This is a genomic window from Mesorhizobium sp. BR-1-1-10, assembly GCF_020165595.1.
In the GTDB taxonomy this organism is placed as follows: Bacteria; Pseudomonadota; Alphaproteobacteria; order Rhizobiales; family Rhizobiaceae; genus Mesorhizobium; species Mesorhizobium australicum.
Genome location: NZ_JAIUIL010000012.1, coordinates 84,142 through 106,567, shown reverse-complemented (window position 1 = coordinate 106,567; position 22,426 = coordinate 84,142). Strand labels below are relative to the sequence as shown.

21 protein-coding genes and 1 other RNA gene are annotated in these 22,426 nt (G+C 63.2%); 7 read left to right on the top strand and 15 right to left on the bottom strand.

Annotation, left to right across the window (positions count from 1 at the left end; translation table 11 throughout):
- Positions 1-5: 5 nt before the first annotated feature.
- The 7 genes from mraY to mraZ are packed head-to-tail and all read right to left on the bottom strand — an operon-like array spanning position 6 to position 7,676.
- The gene (gene mraY, locus LB555_RS24085; RefSeq protein ID WP_015317207.1) at positions 6-1,088 is read right to left on the bottom strand and encodes a phospho-N-acetylmuramoyl-pentapeptide-transferase; all 1,083 of its coding nucleotides are present in this window, start codon (positions 1,086-1,088) and stop codon (positions 6-8) included.
- Between the two features lie 17 nt (positions 1,089-1,105).
- Complete coding sequence (locus tag LB555_RS24080) at positions 1,106-2,563, bottom strand: UDP-N-acetylmuramoylalanyl-D-glutamyl-2,6-diaminopimelate--D-alanyl-D-alanine ligase (RefSeq protein WP_140660916.1); 1,458 nt, start codon at positions 2,561-2,563, stop codon at positions 1,106-1,108.
- A complete protein-coding gene (locus tag LB555_RS24075; protein ID WP_224683953.1) occupies positions 2,560-4,014 on the bottom strand; it encodes a UDP-N-acetylmuramoyl-L-alanyl-D-glutamate--2,6-diaminopimelate ligase in 1,455 nt (484 codons plus the stop codon). Before LB555_RS24075 ends, LB555_RS24080 begins: the two co-directional genes overlap by 4 nt.
- A gap of 54 nt (positions 4,015-4,068) precedes the next feature.
- Complete coding sequence (locus tag LB555_RS24070) at positions 4,069-5,793, bottom strand: peptidoglycan D,D-transpeptidase FtsI family protein (protein ID WP_140822259.1); 1,725 nt, start codon at positions 5,791-5,793, stop codon at positions 4,069-4,071.
- Entirely contained in the window at positions 5,790-6,185 is a 396-nt protein-coding gene (locus tag LB555_RS24065) for a hypothetical protein (RefSeq protein ID WP_015317203.1), read from the bottom strand. The genes LB555_RS24070 and LB555_RS24065 overlap by 4 nt, the downstream gene beginning before the upstream one ends.
- 4 nt (positions 6,186-6,189) lie before the next feature.
- Positions 6,190-7,206 (bottom strand): 16S rRNA (cytosine(1402)-N(4))-methyltransferase RsmH, encoded by a 1,017-nt coding sequence (gene rsmH, locus LB555_RS24060; protein ID WP_224683951.1) that lies wholly within the window; start codon positions 7,204-7,206, stop codon positions 6,190-6,192.
- Positions 7,203-7,676 carry a division/cell wall cluster transcriptional repressor MraZ gene (mraZ, locus tag LB555_RS24055; protein ID WP_140714571.1) on the bottom strand — a complete coding sequence of 158 codons (474 nt, stop codon included), beginning with the start codon at positions 7,674-7,676 and terminating at the stop codon, positions 7,203-7,205. Before mraZ ends, rsmH begins: the two co-directional genes overlap by 4 nt.
- 406 nt (positions 7,677-8,082) lie before the next feature.
- Here mraZ and LB555_RS24050 point away from each other — a divergent pair, with 406 nt between their 5' ends.
- Positions 8,083-9,198 (top strand): cystathionine gamma-lyase, encoded by a 1,116-nt coding sequence (locus tag LB555_RS24050; protein ID WP_140714569.1) that lies wholly within the window; start codon positions 8,083-8,085, stop codon positions 9,196-9,198.
- Between the two features lie 110 nt (positions 9,199-9,308).
- On the opposite strand, the gene LB555_RS24045 is transcribed toward LB555_RS24050, so the two are convergent.
- The 7 genes from LB555_RS24045 to LB555_RS24015 all read right to left on the bottom strand — a co-directional run bounded on the left by LB555_RS24045 (position 9,309) and on the right by LB555_RS24015 (position 13,321).
- Positions 9,309-9,611, bottom strand: a complete 303-nt coding sequence (locus LB555_RS24045) for a type II toxin-antitoxin system RelE/ParE family toxin (RefSeq protein WP_140726094.1) — start codon at positions 9,609-9,611, stop codon at positions 9,309-9,311.
- Positions 9,608-9,883 (bottom strand): type II toxin-antitoxin system ParD family antitoxin, encoded by a 276-nt coding sequence (locus tag LB555_RS24040; protein WP_140615618.1) that lies wholly within the window; start codon positions 9,881-9,883, stop codon positions 9,608-9,610. Before LB555_RS24040 ends, LB555_RS24045 begins: the two co-directional genes overlap by 4 nt.
- Positions 9,884-10,062: 179 nt before the next feature.
- An RNA gene (gene rnpB, locus LB555_RS24035) (RNase P RNA component class A) lies at positions 10,063-10,462 on the bottom strand.
- Positions 10,463-10,526: 64 nt separating this feature from the next.
- Positions 10,527-11,264 carry a lytic transglycosylase domain-containing protein gene (locus LB555_RS24030; protein ID WP_015317197.1) on the bottom strand — a complete coding sequence of 246 codons (738 nt, stop codon included), beginning with the start codon at positions 11,262-11,264 and terminating at the stop codon, positions 10,527-10,529.
- A 212-nt stretch (positions 11,265-11,476) separates the two neighbouring features.
- Entirely contained in the window at positions 11,477-12,232 is a 756-nt protein-coding gene (locus tag LB555_RS24025) for an N-acetylmuramoyl-L-alanine amidase (RefSeq protein ID WP_140615614.1), read from the bottom strand.
- Entirely contained in the window at positions 12,229-12,948 is a 720-nt protein-coding gene (locus LB555_RS24020; RefSeq protein WP_041163805.1) for a J domain-containing protein, read from the bottom strand. The genes LB555_RS24025 and LB555_RS24020 overlap by 4 nt, the downstream gene beginning before the upstream one ends.
- Positions 12,949-13,108: 160 nt before the next feature.
- Positions 13,109-13,321, bottom strand: a complete 213-nt coding sequence (locus LB555_RS24015; protein ID WP_224683947.1) for a hypothetical protein — start codon at positions 13,319-13,321, stop codon at positions 13,109-13,111.
- 182 nt (positions 13,322-13,503) lie between these two features.
- Between LB555_RS24015 and LB555_RS24010 the strand changes: the two genes are divergently transcribed.
- The 5 genes from LB555_RS24010 to LB555_RS23990 all read left to right on the top strand — a co-directional run bounded on the left by LB555_RS24010 (position 13,504) and on the right by LB555_RS23990 (position 19,924).
- Positions 13,504-17,154 (top strand): hydantoinase B/oxoprolinase family protein, encoded by a 3,651-nt coding sequence (locus tag LB555_RS24010; RefSeq protein WP_224683946.1) that lies wholly within the window; start codon positions 13,504-13,506, stop codon positions 17,152-17,154.
- Positions 17,155-17,186: 32 nt separating this feature from the next.
- The gene (locus LB555_RS24005; protein ID WP_224683945.1) at positions 17,187-18,485 is read left to right on the top strand and encodes a DUF3419 family protein; all 1,299 of its coding nucleotides are present in this window, start codon (positions 17,187-17,189) and stop codon (positions 18,483-18,485) included.
- The gene (locus LB555_RS24000; protein WP_224683944.1) at positions 18,482-19,147 is read left to right on the top strand and encodes a class I SAM-dependent methyltransferase; all 666 of its coding nucleotides are present in this window, start codon (positions 18,482-18,484) and stop codon (positions 19,145-19,147) included. The genes LB555_RS24005 and LB555_RS24000 overlap by 4 nt, the downstream gene beginning before the upstream one ends.
- A gap of 163 nt (positions 19,148-19,310) precedes the next feature.
- On the top strand, positions 19,311-19,607 hold the full coding sequence (locus tag LB555_RS23995; protein WP_140615608.1) for a type II toxin-antitoxin system RelE/ParE family toxin: 297 nt from the start codon (positions 19,311-19,313) through the stop codon (positions 19,605-19,607).
- 8 nt (positions 19,608-19,615) lie between these two features.
- Positions 19,616-19,924, top strand: coding sequence for a HigA family addiction module antitoxin (locus tag LB555_RS23990; RefSeq protein WP_015317189.1), 309 nt, complete (start codon positions 19,616-19,618; stop codon positions 19,922-19,924).
- Between the two features lie 28 nt (positions 19,925-19,952).
- Here LB555_RS23990 and LB555_RS23985 read toward each other — a convergent pair whose 3' ends face one another.
- Complete coding sequence (locus tag LB555_RS23985) at positions 19,953-21,332, bottom strand: serine hydrolase domain-containing protein (protein ID WP_141907107.1); 1,380 nt, start codon at positions 21,330-21,332, stop codon at positions 19,953-19,955.
- A 288-nt stretch (positions 21,333-21,620) separates the two neighbouring features.
- On the opposite strand from LB555_RS23985, the gene LB555_RS23980 reads away from it, so the two are divergent.
- The gene (locus tag LB555_RS23980) at positions 21,621-22,421 is read left to right on the top strand and encodes a GH25 family lysozyme (RefSeq protein WP_015317187.1); all 801 of its coding nucleotides are present in this window, start codon (positions 21,621-21,623) and stop codon (positions 22,419-22,421) included.
- The last annotated feature ends 5 nt before the right edge of the window (positions 22,422-22,426 follow it).

The window sequence follows — 22,426 nt, the reverse complement described above, 5'->3', positions numbered from 1 at the left end:
GCGGCCTATCTGAGCTTGAGGGTGGAAAGACCGACCAGCGCCAGGATGACGGCGATGATCCAGAAGCGGATCACCACCTGGCTTTCGGTCCAGCCGAGCTTTTCGAAATGATGGTGGATCGGCGCCATCAGGAACACGCGCTTGCCGGTCATCTTGAAGTAGCCGACCTGGATGATGACCGAGAGAATCTCGACCACGAACAGGCCGCCGACGATGACGAGCACGATCTCGTGCTTGGTGGCGACCGCGACCGTGCCGATCAGGCCGCCCATGGCCAGCGATCCGGTGTCGCCCATGAAGATCGCCGCGGGCGGCGCGTTGAACCACAGGAAGCCGAGGCCGGCGCCGATGACCGCGCCAAGCACGACCGCCAGTTCACCAGTGCCGGGCACGAAATGGATCTGCAGATATTCGGCGAAAACCGCGTTGCCCGAGAGATAGGCGATGACGCCGAAGGACGCCGCCGCGATCATGATCGGCACGATCGCCAGGCCGTCGAGGCCATCGGTCAGGTTCACCGCATTGCCGGCGCCGACGATGACGAAGCAGGAGAATGGAATGAAGAACCAGCCGAGGTTGATGATGAATTCCTTGGCGAAGGGGAATGTCAGCGACGACGAGAAGGGCGCCTGGCCATTGTGCATGATCGCCCAGGCGGCGATGCCGGCGATAACGAATTCCAGCGCAAGCCGCGCCTTGCCGGAGAAGCCGAGATGCGACTGCTTCGTCACCTTCAGATAGTCGTCGTAAAAGCCGATCGAGCCGAAGCCGAGTGTCACCAAAAGCACCACCCAGACATAGATGCTGGACAGGTTCGCCCATAAAAGCGACGAGCCGATGATGCCGGACAGGATCATCAGTCCGCCCATGGTCGGCGTACCTGCCTTTTTGAAATGGGTCTGCGGCCCGTCCGCGCGGATCGGTTGGCCCTTGCCTTGCCTGAGCCGCAGCGAATTGATGATGGTCGGCCCGAAGATGAAGACGATCAGGGCGGAGGTGATCAGCGCCCCGCCGGTGCGGAACGTGATGTAGCGGAAGACATTGAAGACAGAGACCTTGTCCGCGAAATCGACCAGCAGTGTGAACATGCGCTTTCGTCCCCCGACTAGGTCTGGTTGCTTGTTGTCGTTTCAGCCGGGAATTTGCCCAGCAGCGCATCGACCAGTTTTGCAAAACCGATGCCCTTCGACGATTTGATCATCACCACGTCGCCCGGCTTCAGCGCGGCGAGCAGCACCGGCTTCAACTCCTCGACGCCGGCGCGGTATTCCGTCCTGATATCGTCCGGCAGCGCTTCCGCCAGCGACCGCATTTCCGGGCCGCCGAGAAAGACCGTCCGCGTGCCGGTGCCGACGATGAGATCGGCAAGAGCGGCGTGCAGCTTGGCCGAGTGATCGCCGAGTTCGAGCATGTCGCCAAGCACGGCGATGCGCCTGCCCTCGCCCGTCACCGGCGTCGCGTTGAGCAGCGCCATCGCGGCCGCCATCGAGGCAGGATTGGCGTTGTAGCTCTCGTCGATCAGCGTGATCGAGCCCCCGGCCCGGCCCGAAATCGGGCCACCGGGATGCCGCAGCACGTGGCGCTTGCCGCGCCCGCGCTCGGCCGAGAGATCGGCCAGCGCCAATGCAACCTTGTCGAGATCGGCGCCAACCAGATGGGCGGCGCCAAGCACCGCCAGCACGTTCTGCACCATGTGCCGGCCGGGCGCGCCGATACGGGCGATGATATCGTGGCCGCTGATCCTGGCGGCGATGTCGGAATGGTCGGCATGCAACTCGCACTTGACCAGCTTGAAGGTCGAGCGCGCATTCTCGCCGAAGCCATGGATATGCTCGACGCTGGCAGCCTGTGCCATCTTGTACAGCAGCTTGAAACGCGCATCGTCGCGGTTGAGGACGGCAGCACCATCGGGCTCCAGGCCCTCGAAAATCTCGGCCTTGGCCTTGGCGATCTCGTCCAGGTTGCGGAAGAAGCCAAGATGCGCGGCCGCGATCATGGTGACGATGGCGACATGCGGCCGCACCATCTTCACCAGCGGCCGGATCTCATCGGGATGGTTCATGCCGATCTCGAACACGGCATAATCGCAATCGGCGGGCATGCGCGCCAAGGTCAGCGGCACGCCCCAATGGTTGTTGAAGGACTGCGCCGAGGCATGCACCTTGCCGACAGCCGAAAGCACGTGGCGCAGCGCCTCCTTGGTCGTGGTCTTGCCCGCCGAGCCGGTCACCGCGATGATCTTGGCTTGCGAGCGGGCGCGCGCCGCGACACCGAGCTTTTCCAGCGCAACCAGGACGTCGTCGACGACGATGATCGGCGCGGTCAACCGGCCAAGTGAGGGCAGCTTGCCTTCGGCCACCACCAGCACGCCGGCGCCGGCCTTGATGGCCGCGGTGACGAAGTCATGGCCGTCCATCGCCTCGCCCTTGATGGCGAAGAAAGCATCGCCCGGCTGCAGGCTGCGGCTGTCGATCGAAATGCCCGATATGCCTTCGGGCATGGGGCCGAGCGGCCGTCCGTCCGTGGCGGCAACCAGAGCTTCCGACGTCCACAGCAAGCTCATGCGGCATGCTCCCGGAGCGCGGCGCGCACTTCCTCGTGGTCGGAGAAATGCAAGGTTTCCGAGCCGATCGTCTGGCCTTCCTCATGACCCTTGCCGGCCACGATCAGCGTATCGCCGGCATGCAGCATGCCGACAGCCTCGTGGATAGCCTTGCGCCGGTCGCCGATCTCCATGGCGCCGGGCGCGGCCTCAAGAATGGCGGCGCGGATGGTTTCGGGCACTTCCGAGCGCGGATTGTCGTCGGTGACGATGACGACATCTGCAAGCCGTGTCGCGATCTCGCCCATGATCGGTCGTTTGCCACGGTCGCGGTCGCCACCACAGCCGAAGACGACCATGACACGGCCGGTGGTGAACGGACGCACCGAGGCCAGCACGTTCTCGAGCGCATCGGGCTTGTGCGCGTAATCGACATAGACCGGCGCGCCGCTCGCCGTGGTGCCGACGAGATCGAGCCGGCCCGGCGCCCCTTTCAATTTCTCCAATGCCGCCAAGGCTTTGGCGACAGGCGTTCCAGTGGAAATGGCCAGCCCCGCCGAAACCAGCGCATTCGCGATCTGGAAATCGCCGGCGAGCGGCAGGTCGATCTCGTGGATCACACCGTCGGCCTCGACCTCGGCACGCTGGCGATGACGCTCATGCTCGACCCGCTTCAGCCTGAGGAAATCGCCATGGCGGCCAACCGTCAGCACGTCGAGCCCGGCGGCCCGCGCCGCCTTTATCGTCGGTTCCGACCACGGATCGTCGGCGAAGACGATGGCGGGTGCGCCCTTCGGCAGCAGCGTGTCGAACAGGCGCAATTTGGCGCGATGATAATCCTCGATCGTCGGATGGTAATCCATGTGGTCGCGGCCGAGATTGGTGAAGCCCCCGGCCGAGAGCTTCACCCCATCGAGGCGGCGCTGGTCGAGCCCGTGGCTGGAGGCCTCCATCGAGGCGTGGGTAACGCCGGCATCGGCCAATTCCCTGAGCAACCGGTGCAGGGCGACCGGATCGGGTGTCGTCAGCGAACCATATTCGTTGCGGCCGGGCGCGACCACGCCAGTGGTGCCGATCGAGGCGGCGGCGTATCCCGCCTGCTCCCAAATCTGCCTGGTGAAGGCGGCAACCGATGTCTTGCCGCTGGTGCCGGTAACCGCGACCATGGTTTGCGGCTGTTTGCCGAAGTAGCGGGCGGCACTCAACGCCAGTGCCAGGCGCGGATCATCGACCGCCAGCACCGGAACCGGCAAATCGGCAAGGGCGCTGCCTTTGCCCAGGACGATCATGGCGGCGCCACGCCGGGCCGCATCAGCGGCGTAGCTCGCGCCATCGGCCTTGGTTCCGGCAAGCGCGAAAAAGACGACGCCCGGTTTTACCTGGCGGGAATCGGACGAGATGCCGGTGACCTCCAGATCGGCGGAAGCTGTTCCTTCGACTGGCAGGATACCGGCTAGATCTTTGAGCTTCATCGAGTCCCGTTCACCGCAACAAAATAGCGCGCAGTTGCCGGCGCGCCCTAAGAATCACTGATAGGAAACCAGCGTTGCACCATTTTCATGGCTGAAATCTGGCTTCACGCCAAGCATGGCCGCTGAACGCCTGATGATATTGCCGGCCATAACCCCAGCATTGTTGGCGGCGACGTCGGTCATCCCAGGCTTTTCCGGATGCGGGGCGTCGGCGATCGTGAACACCAGATATTGCGGATCGTCCATCGGGAAGGCGGCGACGAAGGTGTTGAAATTCAACTCCTTAGAGTACCGGCCGTTGATGACCTTCTCGGCCGTTCCGGTCTTGCCGCCGACGCGGTAGCCGGGAACGCGGGCGTTTCTGGCCGAGCCCTTTTCGGCGTTGAGCGTGTAGAGATAGCGCATGCCCTCGACGGTTTTGTCGGCGACCACTTTCTTGGCTGCCGCCATCGCGTCCTGCTGGCTGCGGACCAGGAATGTCGGCTCCATCAGATATCCGCCATTGACCAGCGCTGCGCAGCCGACAGCCGCCTGCAGCGGCGTCGTCGACACGCCATGGCCGAAGGCGATGGTGAACGAGTTGACCTGCTTCCAGACTTTCGGCTCGGTCGGGCGGGCGACTTCGGGCAGTTCGGTCTGCATCTTCTCCAGAATGCCGAGGCGGTGCAGGAATTCGCGGTGCGCCTCGATGCCGACCAACTCTGCCTCCCTGGCCGATCCGATGTTGGACGAATAGAGGAACACCTCCGGCAACGACAGCACGCGGTTCTTGCCGTGGAAATCGTGAATGGCCTGGTGGCCGACGCGGATTGGATGCGAAGCGTCGAAGCGGCTCGACATCGTCGCCTTGCCGGAATCGAGCGCCATGGCCGAGGTGAAGCTTTTGAACGTCGAGCCCATTTCATAGAGCCCCGCCGACATCCGGTTGAGCCGGTCCTTGTCCTGCGCATTGTAGGGATTGTTCGGATCGAAATCCGGCACCGAGGCCATGGCCACCACTTCGCCGGTCTTGACGTTGAGCACGACCGCGCCAGCGCCCATGGCGCGATAGCGCTCCAGGCCGGCGGCAATCTCGTCGCGCACCACATGCTGGACGCGCAGGTCGATCGAAAGCTTCACCGGCCTGAGATCCTTCGCCACCGCCAGGCCCGACGCCTGCAGGTCGCTCAGGCCCTGCTCATCGATATATTTCTCCATGCCGGAAATGCCCTGGTTGTCGATGTTGGTCAGACCGACAACGTAGGACGAGGTTTCGCCGCTTGGATAGAAACGGCGCTTTTCGGTGCGGAAGCCAAAACCGGGAATGCCGAGCTGCATGATGTCGGCCTGCTGCTTGGGCGTCAGCTGCCGCTGCAGCCAGACGAAGCCGGCGCCGCTCTTCAGCTTGTGATAGGTCTGCTCGTAGTCGATTTCGGGCAGCACCGTCGACAGCTTCTCGATCGCCTCGTCGGCATCGACGATGCGGCGCGGCTCGGCGAACAGCGACGCCGTCTTGATGTCGGTGGCCAGCACTTCGCCGTTGCGGTCGACAATGTCGGGCCGCGAGGCGGTCACCCGGCTCTGCGGCCCGCCCGACAGGTCGGGTGTCTGGAAACCGAGATAGACCAGCCGCCCGGATATGGTCGAGAAGATGCCGAAGAACACCGCCATCGTCATCACGATGCGCGCCTTGCCCTTGCCACCTGTTGCCTTGCGGGCGCCTTCGACCACGATCGATCTGTCCTCGCCCGTCCTGGCGCGGCTTACCGACGCGAAGCGCTTCAGCAGTTTGCCGATCATTGGGCGATGTCTCCGGTCACGACGGGATCCTTGTCGCCTGAAGGCGCCTTATCGGAATTGTCGGCCATGGCGCCCTGGCGCCCGTTCAGGATGTCCTGGATATCGAGGGCCTTGGCCGGCAGGTCGCCCAGGCCCACGATCTGGCGAGCACTGACCGGCTCCAGCGCGAGCTGCGATTTATAGAGTTCGGCCAGCTTCTGCAGGCGCGACGGCTGGGTGAGCAGGCTCCAGTCGGCCTTGAGCAGGTCGATCGTGTCCTCCTCGTAACGGATCTCGGCATGGATCTTCTGCACGGCCGCCAACTGGTCCTCGGCCTCGCGCTTGGCCTTGTAGGTCAGGGCCGCCGCCGAAACCATGACGGCGATCAGGACAATGTCGCTGGTACGAAACACGTGCTTACCTCTCTCCCGGCCGGTCGATGCCGGGAAGCTTTGGAAGGCCGAAAATCGAAAAATCGTCGCCGCGCGCCGGAGCCTCGGTGCGGATCGCGGCACGCAGCCTGGCCGAGCGGGCGCGCGGGTTGGCTGCAATCTCGGCGTCGCCTGCGGTCACGCCGCCACCAGCCTTGCGGAATGTCGCGGTGCGCGCCTGCGCCTCCGGCATGTGGCGCGAGCCGGTCATGGCGTCGGCGCGGTCGGCGATAAAGCGCTTGACGATGCGGTCTTCCAGCGAATGGAACGTCACCACGGCGAGCCGTCCACCGGGCTTCAGCGCGCGTTCGGCCGCGAACAGCGCCCTGGCCAGTTCGCCGAGCTCGTCATTGACGAAGATGCGCAGCGCCTGGAAGACGCGGGTCGCCGGATGGATCTTGTCCTTCGGCGCGCGTCCAATATGGGTTTCGATCGCATCGGCGAGTTCGAGCGTGCGCTCGAATGGGCGTTTTTCCCGGCGCGCCTCGATCATGCGGGCGATGCGGCCGGCGTGACGCTCTTCGCCGAGGAAGCCGAAGATGCGGGCAAGGTCGCCCGGCTTGAAACTGTTGACTACATCGGCAGCACTCAGGCCCGCCTGCGCCATGCGCATGTCGAGCGGTCCGTCGCTGCGGAAGGAAAAGCCACGCTCGGCCTGGTCGAGCTGCATGGAAGAAACGCCGATGTCGAGCACGACGCCGTCGACGCTTTCGACGTGTTCGTCGAGCGTCGAGAACGGCGCCTGCACCAGCTTCAGCCGGCCGCCGGATTGCGCCTCGAGGTCGCGGCCGGCCGCGATGGCATCCGGATCGCGATCGATGGCGACAACGGACGCGCCGGTCGCCAGTATCGCCTTGGTGTAGCCGCCGGCGCCGAACGTGCCGTCGATGACGATGTCGCCCTCCGCCGGCGCCAGCGCTTCCAGCACTTCGCCAAGGAGGACCGGAATGTGGCGGACCGATCCGCCAACGGCGTTGATATCATCGCCGTGGCCCACCGTCATTCCGGTCGCTCCCCAGCTTTGGCCTCGTGAGTCTTCGTCCCCTGCCGAAGCTGCAAAAGCCTGGCCCGCGCCTGCGCGCCGTAGGTCGCAAGCCGTCCCGGCTCCCAGATCTGAAAGAAATTTCCGCGCCCGACAAAGGCCACCTCCGCGGAAATGCCGGCATGTTCGCGAATGAAATCGGTCATGGTGATGCGGCCGTCCTGGTCGAGTTTCAGGAACGCTCCGTCGCCATGGCAGAAGAACGACATGTCGTCCGCAGCCTGCAGGAACGGGTCTTCCCGCGCGATGCGTTGTTCGTAGCGATCGAGCAGATCGAGCCCGCCGACATCCATCGCCGGCAGATCCAGGCACCGCAGTGCATAGAGTTCCGAATAGCCGCGCTTCTGCACCACGGCACGGAAATGCGCCGGAACGGACACCCGCCCCTTCGCATCGATCCTGCTCACCGTGTTCGACAGAAACCGGTCCATCACACGTTGCAGCCGCCTGCGCGGCCGCACCCCTCTTCATCGTGTCGCACGCGCCACCGCAGCGCTGCGTCTGCCCCGCACCAACCTCGTCCACACGGGCAAAAAACGGCAAACGCGCAGCCGCCGCGGCTGCCCGATTGGCGTACGCTTTACCCTGACGCGGAACGAAGGCTTTGATGTCGAAATGGGATACCATGGGGCACTATGGGCGTCAACGGGAATAGGGCTTCACAACATGCGCATCACGGCGACGAGAAGGCTTTGACGGCACGTCTCGTCTTTATGGTCTATTAAGCCTAACGAACCGTTTAGAGCCGCGCTGGTCCAACTGGAGGCGCCTTGCCGCGAGCCGCGGCCGGGCATAGCGTCTCCCCATATCACCGATCGCCAAGGGACTTGAAACTCGATGTCTGAAACTGCCAAATCGCGCGCTGCGGCCCTTCCTCATTTGCGTCGCAGCGGGTTTGCCATGGGCGATTCCATTCCCCTGCCACTGACCATGGCCGCCATCTTCCATGCACCGGGCGATGCCACCGGCTTCAACCAGTACGGCCGTTTCAGCAACCCGACCTGGGATGCCGTCGAACACATGTTGTCCCATTTGGAAGACGCGCCCTGCGTCGGCTTTCCCTCGGGAATGGCAGCGATCTCGGCGGCATTCTTTGCCGTGCTCAAGGCCGGCGACCATGTCCTGCTGCCTTCGGACGGTTATCACACCACCAGGGCGCTGGCTGATCGCTTCCTGAAACCGCTCGGCGTCTCCTACGATGTCCGGCCGACATCGACTTTCCTTGACGGCGGTTTTGCGGGCTATCGCCTGGCCTTCGTCGAAACGCCGGCCAATCCGGGGCTGGACATCTGCGATATCGCCGCTGTCGCCGAAGCCGTCCACAAGGCCGGCGCGCTGCTGGTGGTCGACAACACGACGATGACGCCCTTCGGCCAGCGTCCTCTCGATCATGGCGCCGATATCGTTGTCGCCGCCGACACCAAGGCACCCAATGGCCATTCCGACGTGCTGTTCGGACATGTAGCCAGCCGCAATGCGGATATCATCGCCGCCGTGACCGGCTGGCGCGAGGTCTCGGGCAGCATCCCCGGGCCGTTCGAAGCCTGGCTGGTGCATCGCGGCCTGGAAACATTGGATGTGCGCTTCGACCGCATGTGTTCGTCGGCGGAAGTGATCGCGCGGCGCCTGCAAGGCCACCGGGCGATCAACGGCCTGCGCTATCCCGGCCTCGAAGGCGATCCCTCGCACAATCTTGCCCGCGCCCAGATGGAGCGCTTCGGCTTCCTCATCTCCTTCGAACTCGCTTCCGAGCAGAAAGCCGAGGATTTCATCAACAATTGCGACCTGATGCAGGCCGCAACCTCCTTCGGCGGCGTCCACACCTCGGCCGAGCGGCGCTTGAAGCGAGGCGACGCGGTTCCGGCTGGCTTCGTTCGCCTGTCGGTCGGTTGTGAGCCCGTGGAAGAACTCTGGAAGGCGATCGAGGCCTCGCTGGACAGGATCAGCGACTGACAAATCGACCACGAGCGGGTCAGCGTTTGATGGGATCGCTGAACCGCCCTAACTCCTTGTTTTACGCAATTACGCGATTCCGCAAAGCACTAGCGCTTCTCCTGGATTGCTTAGGAGCCGAGGTCATTGGCTTCGATGTTACGACGACCATGCAGCACGCGAAGAACTTCGATCGCATCACCGCCGACCCGGTACAAGGTGAGATATTCGCCGACAATCAGATGGCGGATACCCGGCGCAATGTCGTCGCGTGGCGCACCTGAGAAGGGATAAGTCGACAATTGCTGCCATCTTGCCGCTAAACGATCAAGCAACCGGTCCGCTGCTGCCTCGTTGTTGCCCGCAATATGAAGCCAGATCGCAACCAAATCCTCTTCCGCACGAGCGCTGCGGTCGATTGGCAGCAACTTCATGCCGCGTCGTCAGATCGCAGACGCCTGCGGGCCTCCGCCTTGATTTCGTCCATCGAGGCAAACCGACCAGGCCCGCTGTCGATCCCCTCCTGCACCAGCTTGCGCAGTTCCTCAACCGTGTAGCCCATCAGGTCGCGGCGGTCCTTCCATTGCCTCAACGCATCGCGGATCACCTCGCTCGCCGAAGCGTATTCTCCAGCCGCGACCACATCGTCGACGGCCTGAGCCAACTCCGGCGAAAGCGTGATGCTGCGTTTGTCGACCTGACCCACGATAGGCTCCTGATGATGAGCCGTGATGGTACGATTTAATCGCACCAGTTTCAAGAAAAGTCGGCGGATATCTCTGTCTTGCGGCGGGGCAAATGAGCGCCATGCGTTGAATCAGAAGCTGCGCCCATGGGCGTAACCTTCTGGCACCAAAGGCTTTATCCCAGATGTCGTGGAGAGGAACTGCCAGCTGGCCTGTAAGCCGGGTTTTGTATGGCCCTCGCCCCTTGCGAGGCGAGAACGTGGCGGCCATTCATCTTGGGCGCATGTTGCCATGCGCCTCACGCAACCTACCCGGACGGTGGGCCGGAAACAGCCCTCGAGGGTTCCCCCTCGCACCGCCCCTATTCGGTCTTGCTCCCGGTGGGGTTTACCGTGCCGCTCCTGTTGCCAGTCGCGCGGTGGGCTCTTACCCCACCCTTTCACCCTTACCCCGACAAAGTCGTGGCGGTTTGCTTTCTGTGGCACTTTCCCTGGGGTCGCCCCCGCCGGCCATTAACCGGCACCGTGTTTCCATGGAGCCCGGACTTTCCTCACCCGCGGCCTTTCGGCGTTTGCGGGTGCGGCCGCCCGGCCAGCTGGCAGGGCGTATAAAGGGGTTCACACCGCAAAACGCAACCGAAAAAGCCGTCGTGCCCGGTTCTTGTCAAGCCGGTGCGCCGACAGCCGCCAACTGGACCTTGACCTTGCTGCAATAGGCCGCCGAAACCGGGTTCATGCGGGTGGCGCCATGGCCGGCATTGTATTTCAGGATGGTGCCGCAGGTCGTGCCGCCGCCGAGGTCGCGCGCCATGGCGAGGTACTTCATGCCGTATTTGATGTTGGTGTCGGGATCGAACAGGCCCTTGGCCGACCCGCTGTAACCCATCATGCGCGCGGTTGCCGGCTTGATCTGCATCAGTCCGATCTCGCCGGCGCCGCCGACCATATTCGGCCGGTAGTTGCTTTCGATCTTGATCACGGCCTGGGCCAGCGACACCGGAACCCCGTAGGTCGCCGCGTAGCGGCCGACAATCGCGGAATACTGGCCACCGCTCGTCACCGCCGCGGTCGCCGCAGCGAGGTTGCCGAGACCGATCGATGCCGTCGTCGTCATGTCCACGGTTTTGCGGCCGCGCTTTGTCTGCCTCTTGGCGGAGGATTTCCCTGCCCCGGTCTTACTTGCCTTGGTCCCACTTGCCTTGGCCCAGCTTGCCTTTTCCACTTTCGCGGAAACCTGCTTCGTCGTCTTGTTGCTTTTGGCCGAAATGGCCTTGCCTTTGGCGGATGCCGCGACGAGGCCCTGGTCGGCCCGTGGACTTAACGGCGCGGCGTCGGCCGCACTGAAGGCAAAACTCATTACCCCGGCAGCAAGAGCTGCCGTTAAAACGGTCAATTTCTGCATGTGATCCTGTTCTGTTGGGGCCACGCGAAGATCTTCGCGTGGCATCGCTTGATCAATATCGGAACACCCGGGGGGATGGACGTCCGACAAACTGTACGAAACGCCCTTTGAAGTCCGATTTGGCGCCAATGAAGGCGAGGCAAGTCACTTTCAGTGACAGTTTGTAACTTTATGACCAGCGAGGATTACTTGGACCCGCTCTTGACCTGAGGTCAATTCCTCGCGGAAGCAAGCAGTTTCTGCAGCGTGCGCATCGTCGAGCCGTCGGCGATTCCGTCGATCCGGCGCGGTCGAAAATGCCGTTGAAAGGCCTCAACGACAATTCGTGTCCGGTCGTCGAAAATGCCCGATATCTCGACGCCATAGCCATAAAGCGACAGCATCGACTGCAGCGTCTCCACATCGGCACCGCGGTCACCGGACTTCAGCGCGGCTCCGCGCCTGACGGGAGCGGCCGGCACGAGATGACCGACACCGGCCTTAAACAGCGCGGCCCATGGGAACTTCTCGCCGGGATCGATCTTGCGCCCCGGCGCCACGTCGGAGTGCGCCAACACCCGCTGGGGGGTGATCGCGTGCCGCGTGACAATCCCCTTGCACAGCTCGATGACCGCCGTGATCTGACGTTTCGGAAAGCCGGGATAGCCCAGTGAATGGCCGGGATTGACGATTTCGATGCCGATCGAGCAGGAATTGATGTCGGTGCGTCCGAACCAGGAACTCTGGCCGGCGTGCCACGCGCGATCGCTTTCCCGCACCATCTGCACGACGTGACCATTCTCATGGACGAGATAATGCGACGAGACTTCACTCGCCGGATCGCACAGCCAGGCTTCGGCCGCGGCCCCGGTAGCCATGCCCGTGTAGTGCAGCACAATCATGTCGGGCTTCTGCGCGTCGCGCCTTGGCCCGAAATTCGGCGATACCCTGACCTCGGCGCTTGGCTCGTCGGGCAGGAAGCCGCTCATGCGTGCCGCAGACCCCGCTCGATCATCTCGTAGGCGGCGTTGATCGCCGCGACCCTGGTCGTCGCGATCTTGATGAATTCCTGCGGCAGCCCGCGCGCGATCAGCCGATCCGGGTGGTTGTCCGACACCAGCTTGCGATAGCGTTTCCTGACCTCCTCGAACGGCTTGCCCCGCTCGATGCCGAGGACGACATAGGGGTCGCCGGCACCAAGATTGACGTGCCGCGCCATGATCGATTCGTAATGCGTCTCGTCAATGCGGAAGATCTCGGCGATACGGTGCAGGAAGATGCCTTCGCGCTCATGCACCAACCCATCGGCCTTGGCGATGTGGAACAGGCCATCGAGTATGTCTTCCAACATCACGCAATTGGAGTGCCCGGAGCCGCAGAGCTGCGCCATGCGCTCGGCATAGGTCTCGAAACCGGCCACATCCCGCTGGGCCAGATCGAACAGCCGCGCGACGTTGCGCGTCTCCTTCGGCGGCACTTCGAAAATTTCCTGGAAGGCGCGCACCTCATCCTGGGTGACGATACCGTCGGCCTTGGCCATCTTGGCCGACAGCGCGATCATCGCCACCGAGAAGGCGACGCGGCGGCGCAGGTCGGCATCGCCGGAGAAAACCGTGCGCACAGCTTCAACCACGTCGGCGACGCCTGACGTGGTTGAAGACGAAACCCGCGTGATGAAGTCGCCGAGGCGGTCCCAAATCGACATGGCCAGCTTCATAGAGCCAACCGGTCCCCGCTATCAAGCCAATAACGGCCACTCTCTATCGGGTCCGTGGCCACCGACGATCCACGGTCCCGAGCGCGGTCTCCACGAGAAAGGCCGGCATGAAGCCGGCCTTCCTCCCAAGACACCTACTGCTTACAAACTACTGCGCGGGCGCAGGAGCGGGCGTTGCCGGAGCCGGCTCGGCAGGCTTAGTCGAATTATCGGCCGGGGCCGCGGGCTTCATCGGCTGCTCGGCAGCCGGCGGATTGGTGCTCTGCGTGGTGGTGTTGTCAGTGCCTGTGCCACTGTCGCTGCAGGCGGCAACGCCCAGCAGGGCCAGGGTGGACACCGAAGCAAGAATGAGCTTTTTCATTACGTCTCTCCTTCAACACACGTTCACGTTGCGGTGAACGGTCGAAGGAGAAATGCCCCGGACGGCCATGGGTTTCATAACGTTGCGTTTCCGCCTGTAACATCAATGGCATGCAGGCGACATTGCTGCCGGCGCTTGGGCGCTTTAACAACGATAACGAAACGAATACCGGAGACAGCCGCATGACCGCGAAATGGGATTTCTGGATCGATCGCGGCGGCACCTTCACCGATATTATCGGCCGTGACCCGCAAGGCGGGCTGCATCCGCGCAAATTGCTGTCGGAGAATCCTGAAGCCTATGCCGATGCGGCCATTCAGGGTATCCGCGACCTGCTCGACCTTGAAGCGACCGCCGCGATCCCGTCCAGCCTGATCGGCGACATCAAGATGGGCACGACCGTGGCCACCAACGCCCTTCTGGAGCGCAAGGGCGACCGCGTGTTGTTGCTCATCACCAAGGGGTTTGGCGATGCGCTAGGGATTGCGTACCAGGCGCGACCGGACATCTTCGCCAAGGAGATCATCCTTCCCGAACAGCTCTATGAGCGCGTCATCGAGGTCGACGAGCGCGTGCTCGCCGACGGCCGCGTCGAGCGGCTGCTCGACATATCAGCCTGCCGGCCGGCCATAGAACAAGCGAAAGCCGATGGCATCGACGCCGTGGCGATCGTCTTCATGCATGCGTGGAAATATCCCGATCACGAGAAGGCGGTGGCCAAGGTCTGCCGCAAGCTTGGTTTCGGACAGGTCTCGGTCAGCCACGAGGTCTCGCCGCTGATCAAGCTGGTCGGCCGCGGCGACACCGCGGTGGTCGACGCCTATCTGTCGCCGATCCTGTCGCGCTATGTGCAAAGGGTGGCGGGAGAACTGGGGGTGGCGGGAGAACCGGGTGCGGCGGGAAAAAACAACGAATCCCCTCGCCTGATGTTCATGATGTCTTCTGGCGGGCTCACCGCCGCCGACATGTTCCAGGGCAAGGACGCATTGCTGTCGGGCCCGGCCGGCGGCGTGGTCGGCATGGTCGAGACGGCGAAGCTCGCCGGTTTCGACAAGGTCATCGGCTTCGACATGGGCGGCACGTCCACCGACGTCGCCCACCATGACGGCGAGTATGAACGGGCCTTCGACACGGAAGTCGCCGGTGTGCGCGTCCGCGCGCCGATGATGCGCATCCACACGGTCGCCGCCGGCGGCGGCTCGATCCTGCACTACGAGCCCGGCCGTTTCCGCGTCGGACCAGACTCCGCGGGCGCCAATCCCGGCCCCGCCGCCTACCGGCGCGGCGGCCCGTTGGCGGTGACCGATGCCAATGTGATGCTCGGCAAGCTGCAGCCCGACTTCTTCCCGTCGATCTTCGGTTCCAGCCAGGACGCGCCGCTCGACGCGGAAACCGTGCATGCGAAATTCGCGGCACTTGCCGCTGAGATCGGCGATGGCCGGCCGCCCGAATCGGTCGCCGAGGGCTTCGTCACCATCGCGGTCGAGAACATGGCCAACGCGATCAAGAAGATTTCCGTGCAGCGCGGCTACGACGTCACCGAATACCTCCTGAACTGCTTCGGCGGCGCCGGCGGACAGCACGCGTGCCTGGTCGCGGACGCGCTTGGCATGGAGGCCGTGCTGATCCATCCCTTCTCCGGCCTGCTTTCGGCCTATGGCATCGGCTTGGCCTCGGTGTTCGCCTCGCGCCAGCAGGCGCTGCTCAAGCCGCTCGCCGAAGAGTCCAGAACGGAGATTGGCGGCCTCGTCGCCACCTTGAAAAAGGCCGTTATCGCGGAGCTGGCGGCGCAAGGCATCGCCGAGGACGTGGTTGCCACCAGGCCGGTGCTGCACATTCGCTATGACGGCACCGATACGACGCTGCCGGTAAATTTTGAGAACGACTCGATTTTCCAAGCAAAGCGCGATTTCGAAATCGCCCACAAAGCGCAATTCGGTTTCGTCTATGACGACAAGCCGATGATGGTCGAGACCGTCGGCGTCGAGGGCACCGAAACCGGCCAGACCAACGCCGAAGCCCATGCGCCTGCCGGACCGGCAAGGGTCCATCCAGCCGCTTCCGAGACCCGGCTAATCTACACGGAAGGCCAGTGGCATGAAGCTGGCGTCTACCGTCGCGAGACCCTCGGACCGTCCTATCTGGTCGCCGGCCCCGCCTTGATCATCGAGCCAAACCAGACCATCGTCGTCGAGCCGGGCTGGCGGGCCGAAATCACCAACCTCAATCACGTCGTTATACGCCGCACGGAAAAGAAAGCGCGCGCCGCTGCCCTGGGCACGCAAGCCGATCCGGTGATGCTCGAAGTCTTCAACAATCTCTTCATGTCGATCGCCGAGCAGATGGGCGTGACGCTGCAGAACACCGCCTATTCCGTCAACATCAAGGAAAGGCTGGATTTTTCCTGCGCCGTCTTCGACCACACCGGGGCGCTGGTCGCCAATGCGCCGCACATGCCGGTGCATCTCGGCTCCATGGACCGTTCGGTCGAAACCATCATCCGGCTGAACTCCGGCGACATCCACCCCGGCGACGTCTTTGCCTTGAATGCCCCCTATAATGGCGGCACGCATCTGCCCGACATCACCGTGGTGACGCCGGTGTTCGACGACATCAGGAAAAACATCCTCTTCTGGGCGGCCTCGCGCGGCCACCATGCCGACATTGGCGGCACCGCCCCGGGCTCGATGACGCCGCTCGCCACCACGGTCGACGAGGAAGGCGTTCTGTTCGACAATTTCCGCATCGTCGACGGCGGAAAATTCCGCGAGACGGAGTTGCATACGCTGCTCACCGATCATCGCTACCCCGCCCGCAACCCGCACCAGAACATCGCCGATCTCAAGGCACAGATTGCCGCCAACGAGAAGGGTGTCGCCGAACTGCGCAAGATGGTCTCCCATTTCGGGCTTGATGTCGTCGAGGCCTATATGGGCCATGTCCAGGACAATGCCGCCGAGAGCGTGCGCCGGGTGCTGGAGCGGCTGCCGGACACGTCGGAATATGAGTATCCGACCGATACCGGCCAGGTCATCAAGGTGAAGATCACGGTCGATCGCCAAAAGCGCGAGGCGACCGTCGACTTCACCGGCACGTCGCCTGTCATGAAGAACAATTTCAACGCCCCTGAGCCGGTGGCGCGCGCGGCCGTGCTCTACGCCTTCCGCGTCATGGTCGAGGACATGATCCCGATGAATGCCGGCTGCCTCAGGCCGATCAACATCGTCATTCCCGACGGCTGCATGCTGAAGCCCGCCTATCCTGCCGCCGTCGTCGCCGGCAATGTCGAGACCTCGCAGCACGTAACCAATGCGCTGTTCGGCGCCATGGGCGCGATGGCCAATGCGCAGGGCACGATGAACAACCTGACTTTCGGCAACAAGAAGTACCAATATTACGAGACCATCTGTTCCGGCTCGCCGGCCGGCCATATGAACTCCGGCCGCGGCTTTGCCGGCACCTCCGGCGTGCACACCCATATGACCAATTCGCGCCTAACCGATCCGGAGGTGCTTGAACTGCGCTTTCCCGTGGTGCTGGAGGATTTTCACATCCGCGAAGGCTCGGGCGGCAAGGGCAAATGGAACGCCGGCGACGGCACCAAACGCACCATCCGCTTCCTCGAGAAAATGGAATGCGCGATTCTGTCCTCGCACCGCAACCGCCCGCCACGGGGGCTGGATGGCGGCGGCGACGGCGAAGTCGGCTCGACCAAGGTCCGCCGCAACGACGGCACGGTCGACGTGCTGAAGGCCTGCGACCAGACCGTTCTCGACGCTGGCGAGGCCGTCATCGTGACGACGCCGACGCCGGGCGGGTTTGGCAAGCTGTAAGAGAGACGTCAACAGGCTGTCACCGGCCTGTCATGACCCTGCGGTACCCGCTTGCGGCAAAGCAAATGGGGAATCACTTTGCCATGACGGACGTCTCCTCGGACCTGGTTTTTCGCCGCGGCAAGGAAGTTGGAAAAGCCGTCTACCAGAACCGCCCGCTTTCGAAAGCTGGCATTTCCGAGCGGCTGTTCGCCTTCCTGTTTTCCGGCCTTGTCTATCCGCAGATCTGGGAAGATCCTGACGTCGACATGGACGCGATGCAACTTGGCCAGGGTCATCGCGTCGTCACCATCGCTTCCGGCGGCTGCAACATCCTGGCCTACCTTACCCGTTCGCCGGCACGGATCGACGCTGTCGACCTCAACGCCGCTCACATCGCGCTGAACCGCATGAAGCTTGAGGCAGTCCGCCATCTGCCTTCGCAGAGCGACCTGTTCCGCTTCTTCGGCGCCGCCGACACCAGCCACAATTCGGAAGCCTACGACCGTTTCATCGCGCCGCATCTCGACCCGGTCAGCCGCCACTATTGGGAACACCGCAACTGGCGCGGCCGCCGGCGTATTGGTGTCTTCGACCGCAATTTCTACCAGACCGGCCTGCTCGGCCTGTTCATCGCCATGGGCCACCGCACGGCGAAATTGTTCGGCGTCAACCCGGCCCGCATGATGGAAGCCAGGAATATCGGCGAACAGCGCCGCTTCTTCAATGAGGAGCTGGCGCCGGTCTTCGACAGGAAGCTTCTGAAATGGGCGACCTCGCGAAAAGCCTCGCTGTTCGGTCTCGGCATTCCGCCGGCGCAGTATGATTCGCTGATCACCTCCGGCGACGGCACCATGGCCAGCGTGCTTAAGGCCCGCTTGGAAAAGCTTGCCTGCGACTTCCCCTTGGAAAACAATTACTTCGCCTGGCAGGCCTTTGCTCGCCGCTACCCGGAACCAGGCGAGGCCGCCCTGCCCGCCTATCTGGAAAAGCACAATTACGAGACCATCCGCGGCAATGTCGACCGCGTCGCCATCCATCACGCCAACCTGATCGAATTCCTCGCCGGCAAGGATGCCGGCGCCGTCGACCGCTTCATCCTGCTCGACGCGCAGGACTGGATGACCGATGACCAGCTCAATGCACTGTGGTCGGAAATCACCCGCTCCGCCTCCACTGGGGCGCGCGTCATTTTCCGCACCGCTGCCGAGCCCAGCCTGCTGCCGGGCCGCGTTTCCACCTCGCTTCTCGACCAGTGGGATTACCAGAACGAGGCCTCGCGCGAATTCTCGGCCCGCGACCGCTCGGCCATCTATGGCGGCTTCCACCTCTATGTGAAGCGCGCCGCATGAGCACGACGGAGCTGCCGGCCAGCCACGCCGAACTGATGGACGGCGTCTACCGCTGGCAGCGCCACATCTACGACCTGACCCGCAAATACTACCTTCTCGGCCGCGACAAGCTGATATCGGGACTGAACGTGCCATCGGGCGGCACCGTGCTTGAACTCGGCTGCGGCACCGGCCGCAACATCATCCTCGCCGCCCGCGCCTATCCAGACGCGCGCTTCTTCGGCCTCGATATTTCGGCCGAAATGCTGGAGACGGCAGGCGCCGCGGTTGCCCGCGAAGGCCTCTCTGATCGCGTCATGCTGGCAAGGGGCGATGCCACGGATTTCAACCCGAAGGCGCTGTTTGGCCAAGGCAGCTTCGACCGCGTCTTCGTATCCTATTCGCTGTCGATGATCCCGGGCTGGGAGAAGACGGTATCGGCAGCACTTGCCGCGCTGGCCCCGATGGGCTCGCTGCACGTCGTCGATTTCGGCCAGCAGGAAGGTCTGCCAGGCTGGTTCCGTACCTTGCTGCGCGGCTGGCTGAAAAAATTCCACGTCACGCCGCGTGAATCCCTGCGCGACGTTCTGGAATCGGAAGCCGAGCGAACCGGCGCAACCTTCCGTTTCCGCACGCTTTATCACGGTTATTCCTGGCTGGCTGTGATCAAGCTCGGCACCTGACATCGCAGACAAAACAGCCGTAGAACCCGGCGCGCTTTCGCCATCGGCGGCCCAACGCTCCAATTCCAAGGTCAATCCGGTGAACGCGATCAGCAGGGTTCGCCCTTCGCGATTGCAGAATGACCCAAAGGGTGGTACACTATCTCCATGCTGGAGATAGAAAGTGATCGTCGGGTTTCGGGACGGATGGCTGCGAGCCTTTTTCGTGGAAGACATCCATTCCCGCAACATTCCGTCCGATCTTGAAGGCCGGTTGTTCCGCAAGCTCCAGATGATCGATGACGCGACGACCGATCAGGATTTGCGCGTACCGCCGAGCAATCACTTCGAAAAGTTGCGTGGTAGTCTCGATGGCTTCCACTCAATCCGCGTCAACAACCAATGGCGGCTGATCTTTCGGTGGAATGGCGGCCGTGGTGAAGCGTCGGATATCCATCTCGACGATCATAGCTACAGATGAGACGACACATGTTGATGACCACACGCAAGCCGGCAACGGTGGGTGAAATCCTCACGGAAGAATTTATGCAACCACTTGGCCTGACACAGGCTGCTTTGGCGGAAGCGATGGGGGTTCAGCGCAAGCATGTCAACGAATTGTGCAACGACCGCCGCAACGTGACGGCCGCGACCGCGCTCATTCTGGCGCGGGTCTTTGGCAACAGCCCGGATTTCTGGCTCAACGTGCAGCGCCGCAGCGATCTTTGGCAGGTCATGAATTCACCCGAGGAGCGGGCGCGGATTGATCGCGCCAAGCCTTTGGCGACCGCGGCCTAGAAGAAACTCTACAGCAACCGACTGCCGCTTAATGCAGCGCCTTCACGAGCGCTCCCACCATTGCTTGCGGGCGGTAGTTGAACTTGGCCGGCGTTAGCCCGAGCCGCACCACCACCAATTGCTCAGACGGAATGATGGCGACGGTCTGTCCGTCATGGCCCTCCATCCAGTAAGTGTCCTTCGGCAGCCCGGCCGCGACGCCGGCGCCGGGGTTTTCCTCGTCGCCCGGCGCTTCGATCCATAACTGGCCCTTGCCGTAGACCTTCGAGGCGGATGCCGGCTCGCGCATCCATTCCACGAAGCCGGCCGGCAGGATTTGGTTGCCGTTCCATACACCGCCCTGCAGCAGGAACTGGCCGAAGCGGGCCCAGTCATGCGCTGTGGCGTAGAGATAGGACGAGCCGACGAAAGTGCCCTGCTCGTCGGTCTCGAGCACCGCGCTACGCATGCCGAGCGGCTCGAACAGCGCCATGCGCGGCCACGTCAATGCCTTGGCCTTGTCGCCGATCGCGTCCTGCCAGAGGCGCGACAGCATCACCGCCGTGCCACTCGAATAGGAAAACGTCTTGCCGACCTCACCGGTGAGGGGTTTGGTTGCGGCAAAGCCCGCCATGTCAGGTTCGAGATAGAGCATGCGCGTGACGTCGGCGACGTCGCCATAATCCTCGTTGAACTCCAGCCCGCTCGACATCGCCATCATGTCGGCAAGGCTGATCGCGGCGCGGCCGTCGGCCTTCCACGGCGTGAACAGGCCCTTGTTGTCGACCGTCATCTTCCCATCCTTGACCAGCGTGCCGACGATAGCGGCATTCACTGTCTTGGTCATCGACCAGCCGAGCAGCGGCGTCTTGGCCGAAAAACCGTCGCCGTAGCGTTCGGCGACGACGCGGCCGTTCTTGATCACCACGATCGCGCGCATGCCGGTGCCGGCCAGCGCGGCGTCCCCGACAATCTTCGAGACCTCGGGCTTCTGCGAGGCATCGACTCGCTCGCCCTCGGGCCACAGCGCGTCCTGATTGGTCGGCGATGGCGAGGCATGGATTGCCGTGCGCCGCGCCTTGCCGACATCGCCGTCGGGGACGGAGGCGCAGCCCAGCCCGTCGCGGGCAACCGCCTCGCTCTTGCCGAGGAAGCCGAGCAGGCCGGCCGAAACCGTCCCCCGGTTCTTGTCGACCGAGACCCGCATCAAGCGCAGCAGCGGGTGGCCCGGCGCCTGCACGTCGACTGCCAGCACCTCGTTGGCATCGCGCCCGGCGATGAAGACGTTGGAGCAGACGATCTTGGCCGAATAGCCCGAGCCGACGCGGATCAGTTCCGGCGGCGCGATATAGAGCCAGGCAAACAGCGCGGCGATAGCCAGCACGATCAGGCCAAGCAGCCATTTGACGATCTTGACGACGAACCGCATCCCTTGCCTCCCAGGCATTCGCCTGACGCTTATGTCATCGAATTGCCGCCATTGCTTCCGCAAAATCGGGCCTCTTGTCGAGCGCCATAAACCAGATATCAACCATGATCGGCGATCACAGGGATGCATGTCGCCCAAAAGCGCGCAGCGGTTTTGGGACACGACATGCATGAAAAACGAATATGCCAGGCGATGCGTGGGGCGATCGCCTGGAGGGGGCCAGACCAGCTTCGGCCATCAGTGCACAGACCCATCAGCGACCGGCTGATTCCGGCTTGGAAGTTGCGGATGCGCCGTCTTGCGGCCCTTTTCATGCTGACGCTGCTCGGCGCCTGCTCGACCGTGGACGATCTCTCGCCGTTATCGCCATCCGCGTCGAGCAGCCCGACGGTGGCCGTGCGCGCGCCGCGCTTTGCCGATTCAAAGCCGCATGAGTGGGACAGCGGTGCGCCGTGGAATTATGCCGTCCATGGTACCGACGTCTCCAAATACCAGACCTCGGTCGATTGGCCGGCGGCCAAGGCCAGCGGCATCTCCTTCGCCTTCATCAAGGCAACGGAAGGCGGCGATCGTTTCGATGAGTATTTCAGCGAGCACTGGGCGCGCACGAAAGCCAACGGGATTCCACGCGCGGCCTATCATTTCTTCTATTTCTGCACGCCGGCAGCCACCCAGGCGCGCTGGTTCATCCAGAATGTCCCCGTCGACCGCTCCGCCATGCCGCCGGTTCTCGACATGGAATGGAACCCGAACTCGCCGACCTGCCGGCTGCGCCCCGACGCCGCCACGGTGCGCGCGGAGATGACGACCTTCCTCGAAATCGTCGAGCGGCATTACGGCAAGAAGCCGATCATCTACACCTCCGTCGACTTCTTCGACGACAATGAACTGTCGACCTTCCGCGGCTATCCCTACTGGCTGCGCTCAGTCGCCGGACACCCGCGCGAGAAATATGGCAGCCACCCTTTCACCTTCTGGCAGTACACCGGAACCGGCATCGTTCCCGGCATGACCGGCAAGTCCGACATCAACGTCTTCAACGGCTCCGAATCCGCCTGGAACAAGTGGCTGCGGCAGAACACGCGCTGACGCCG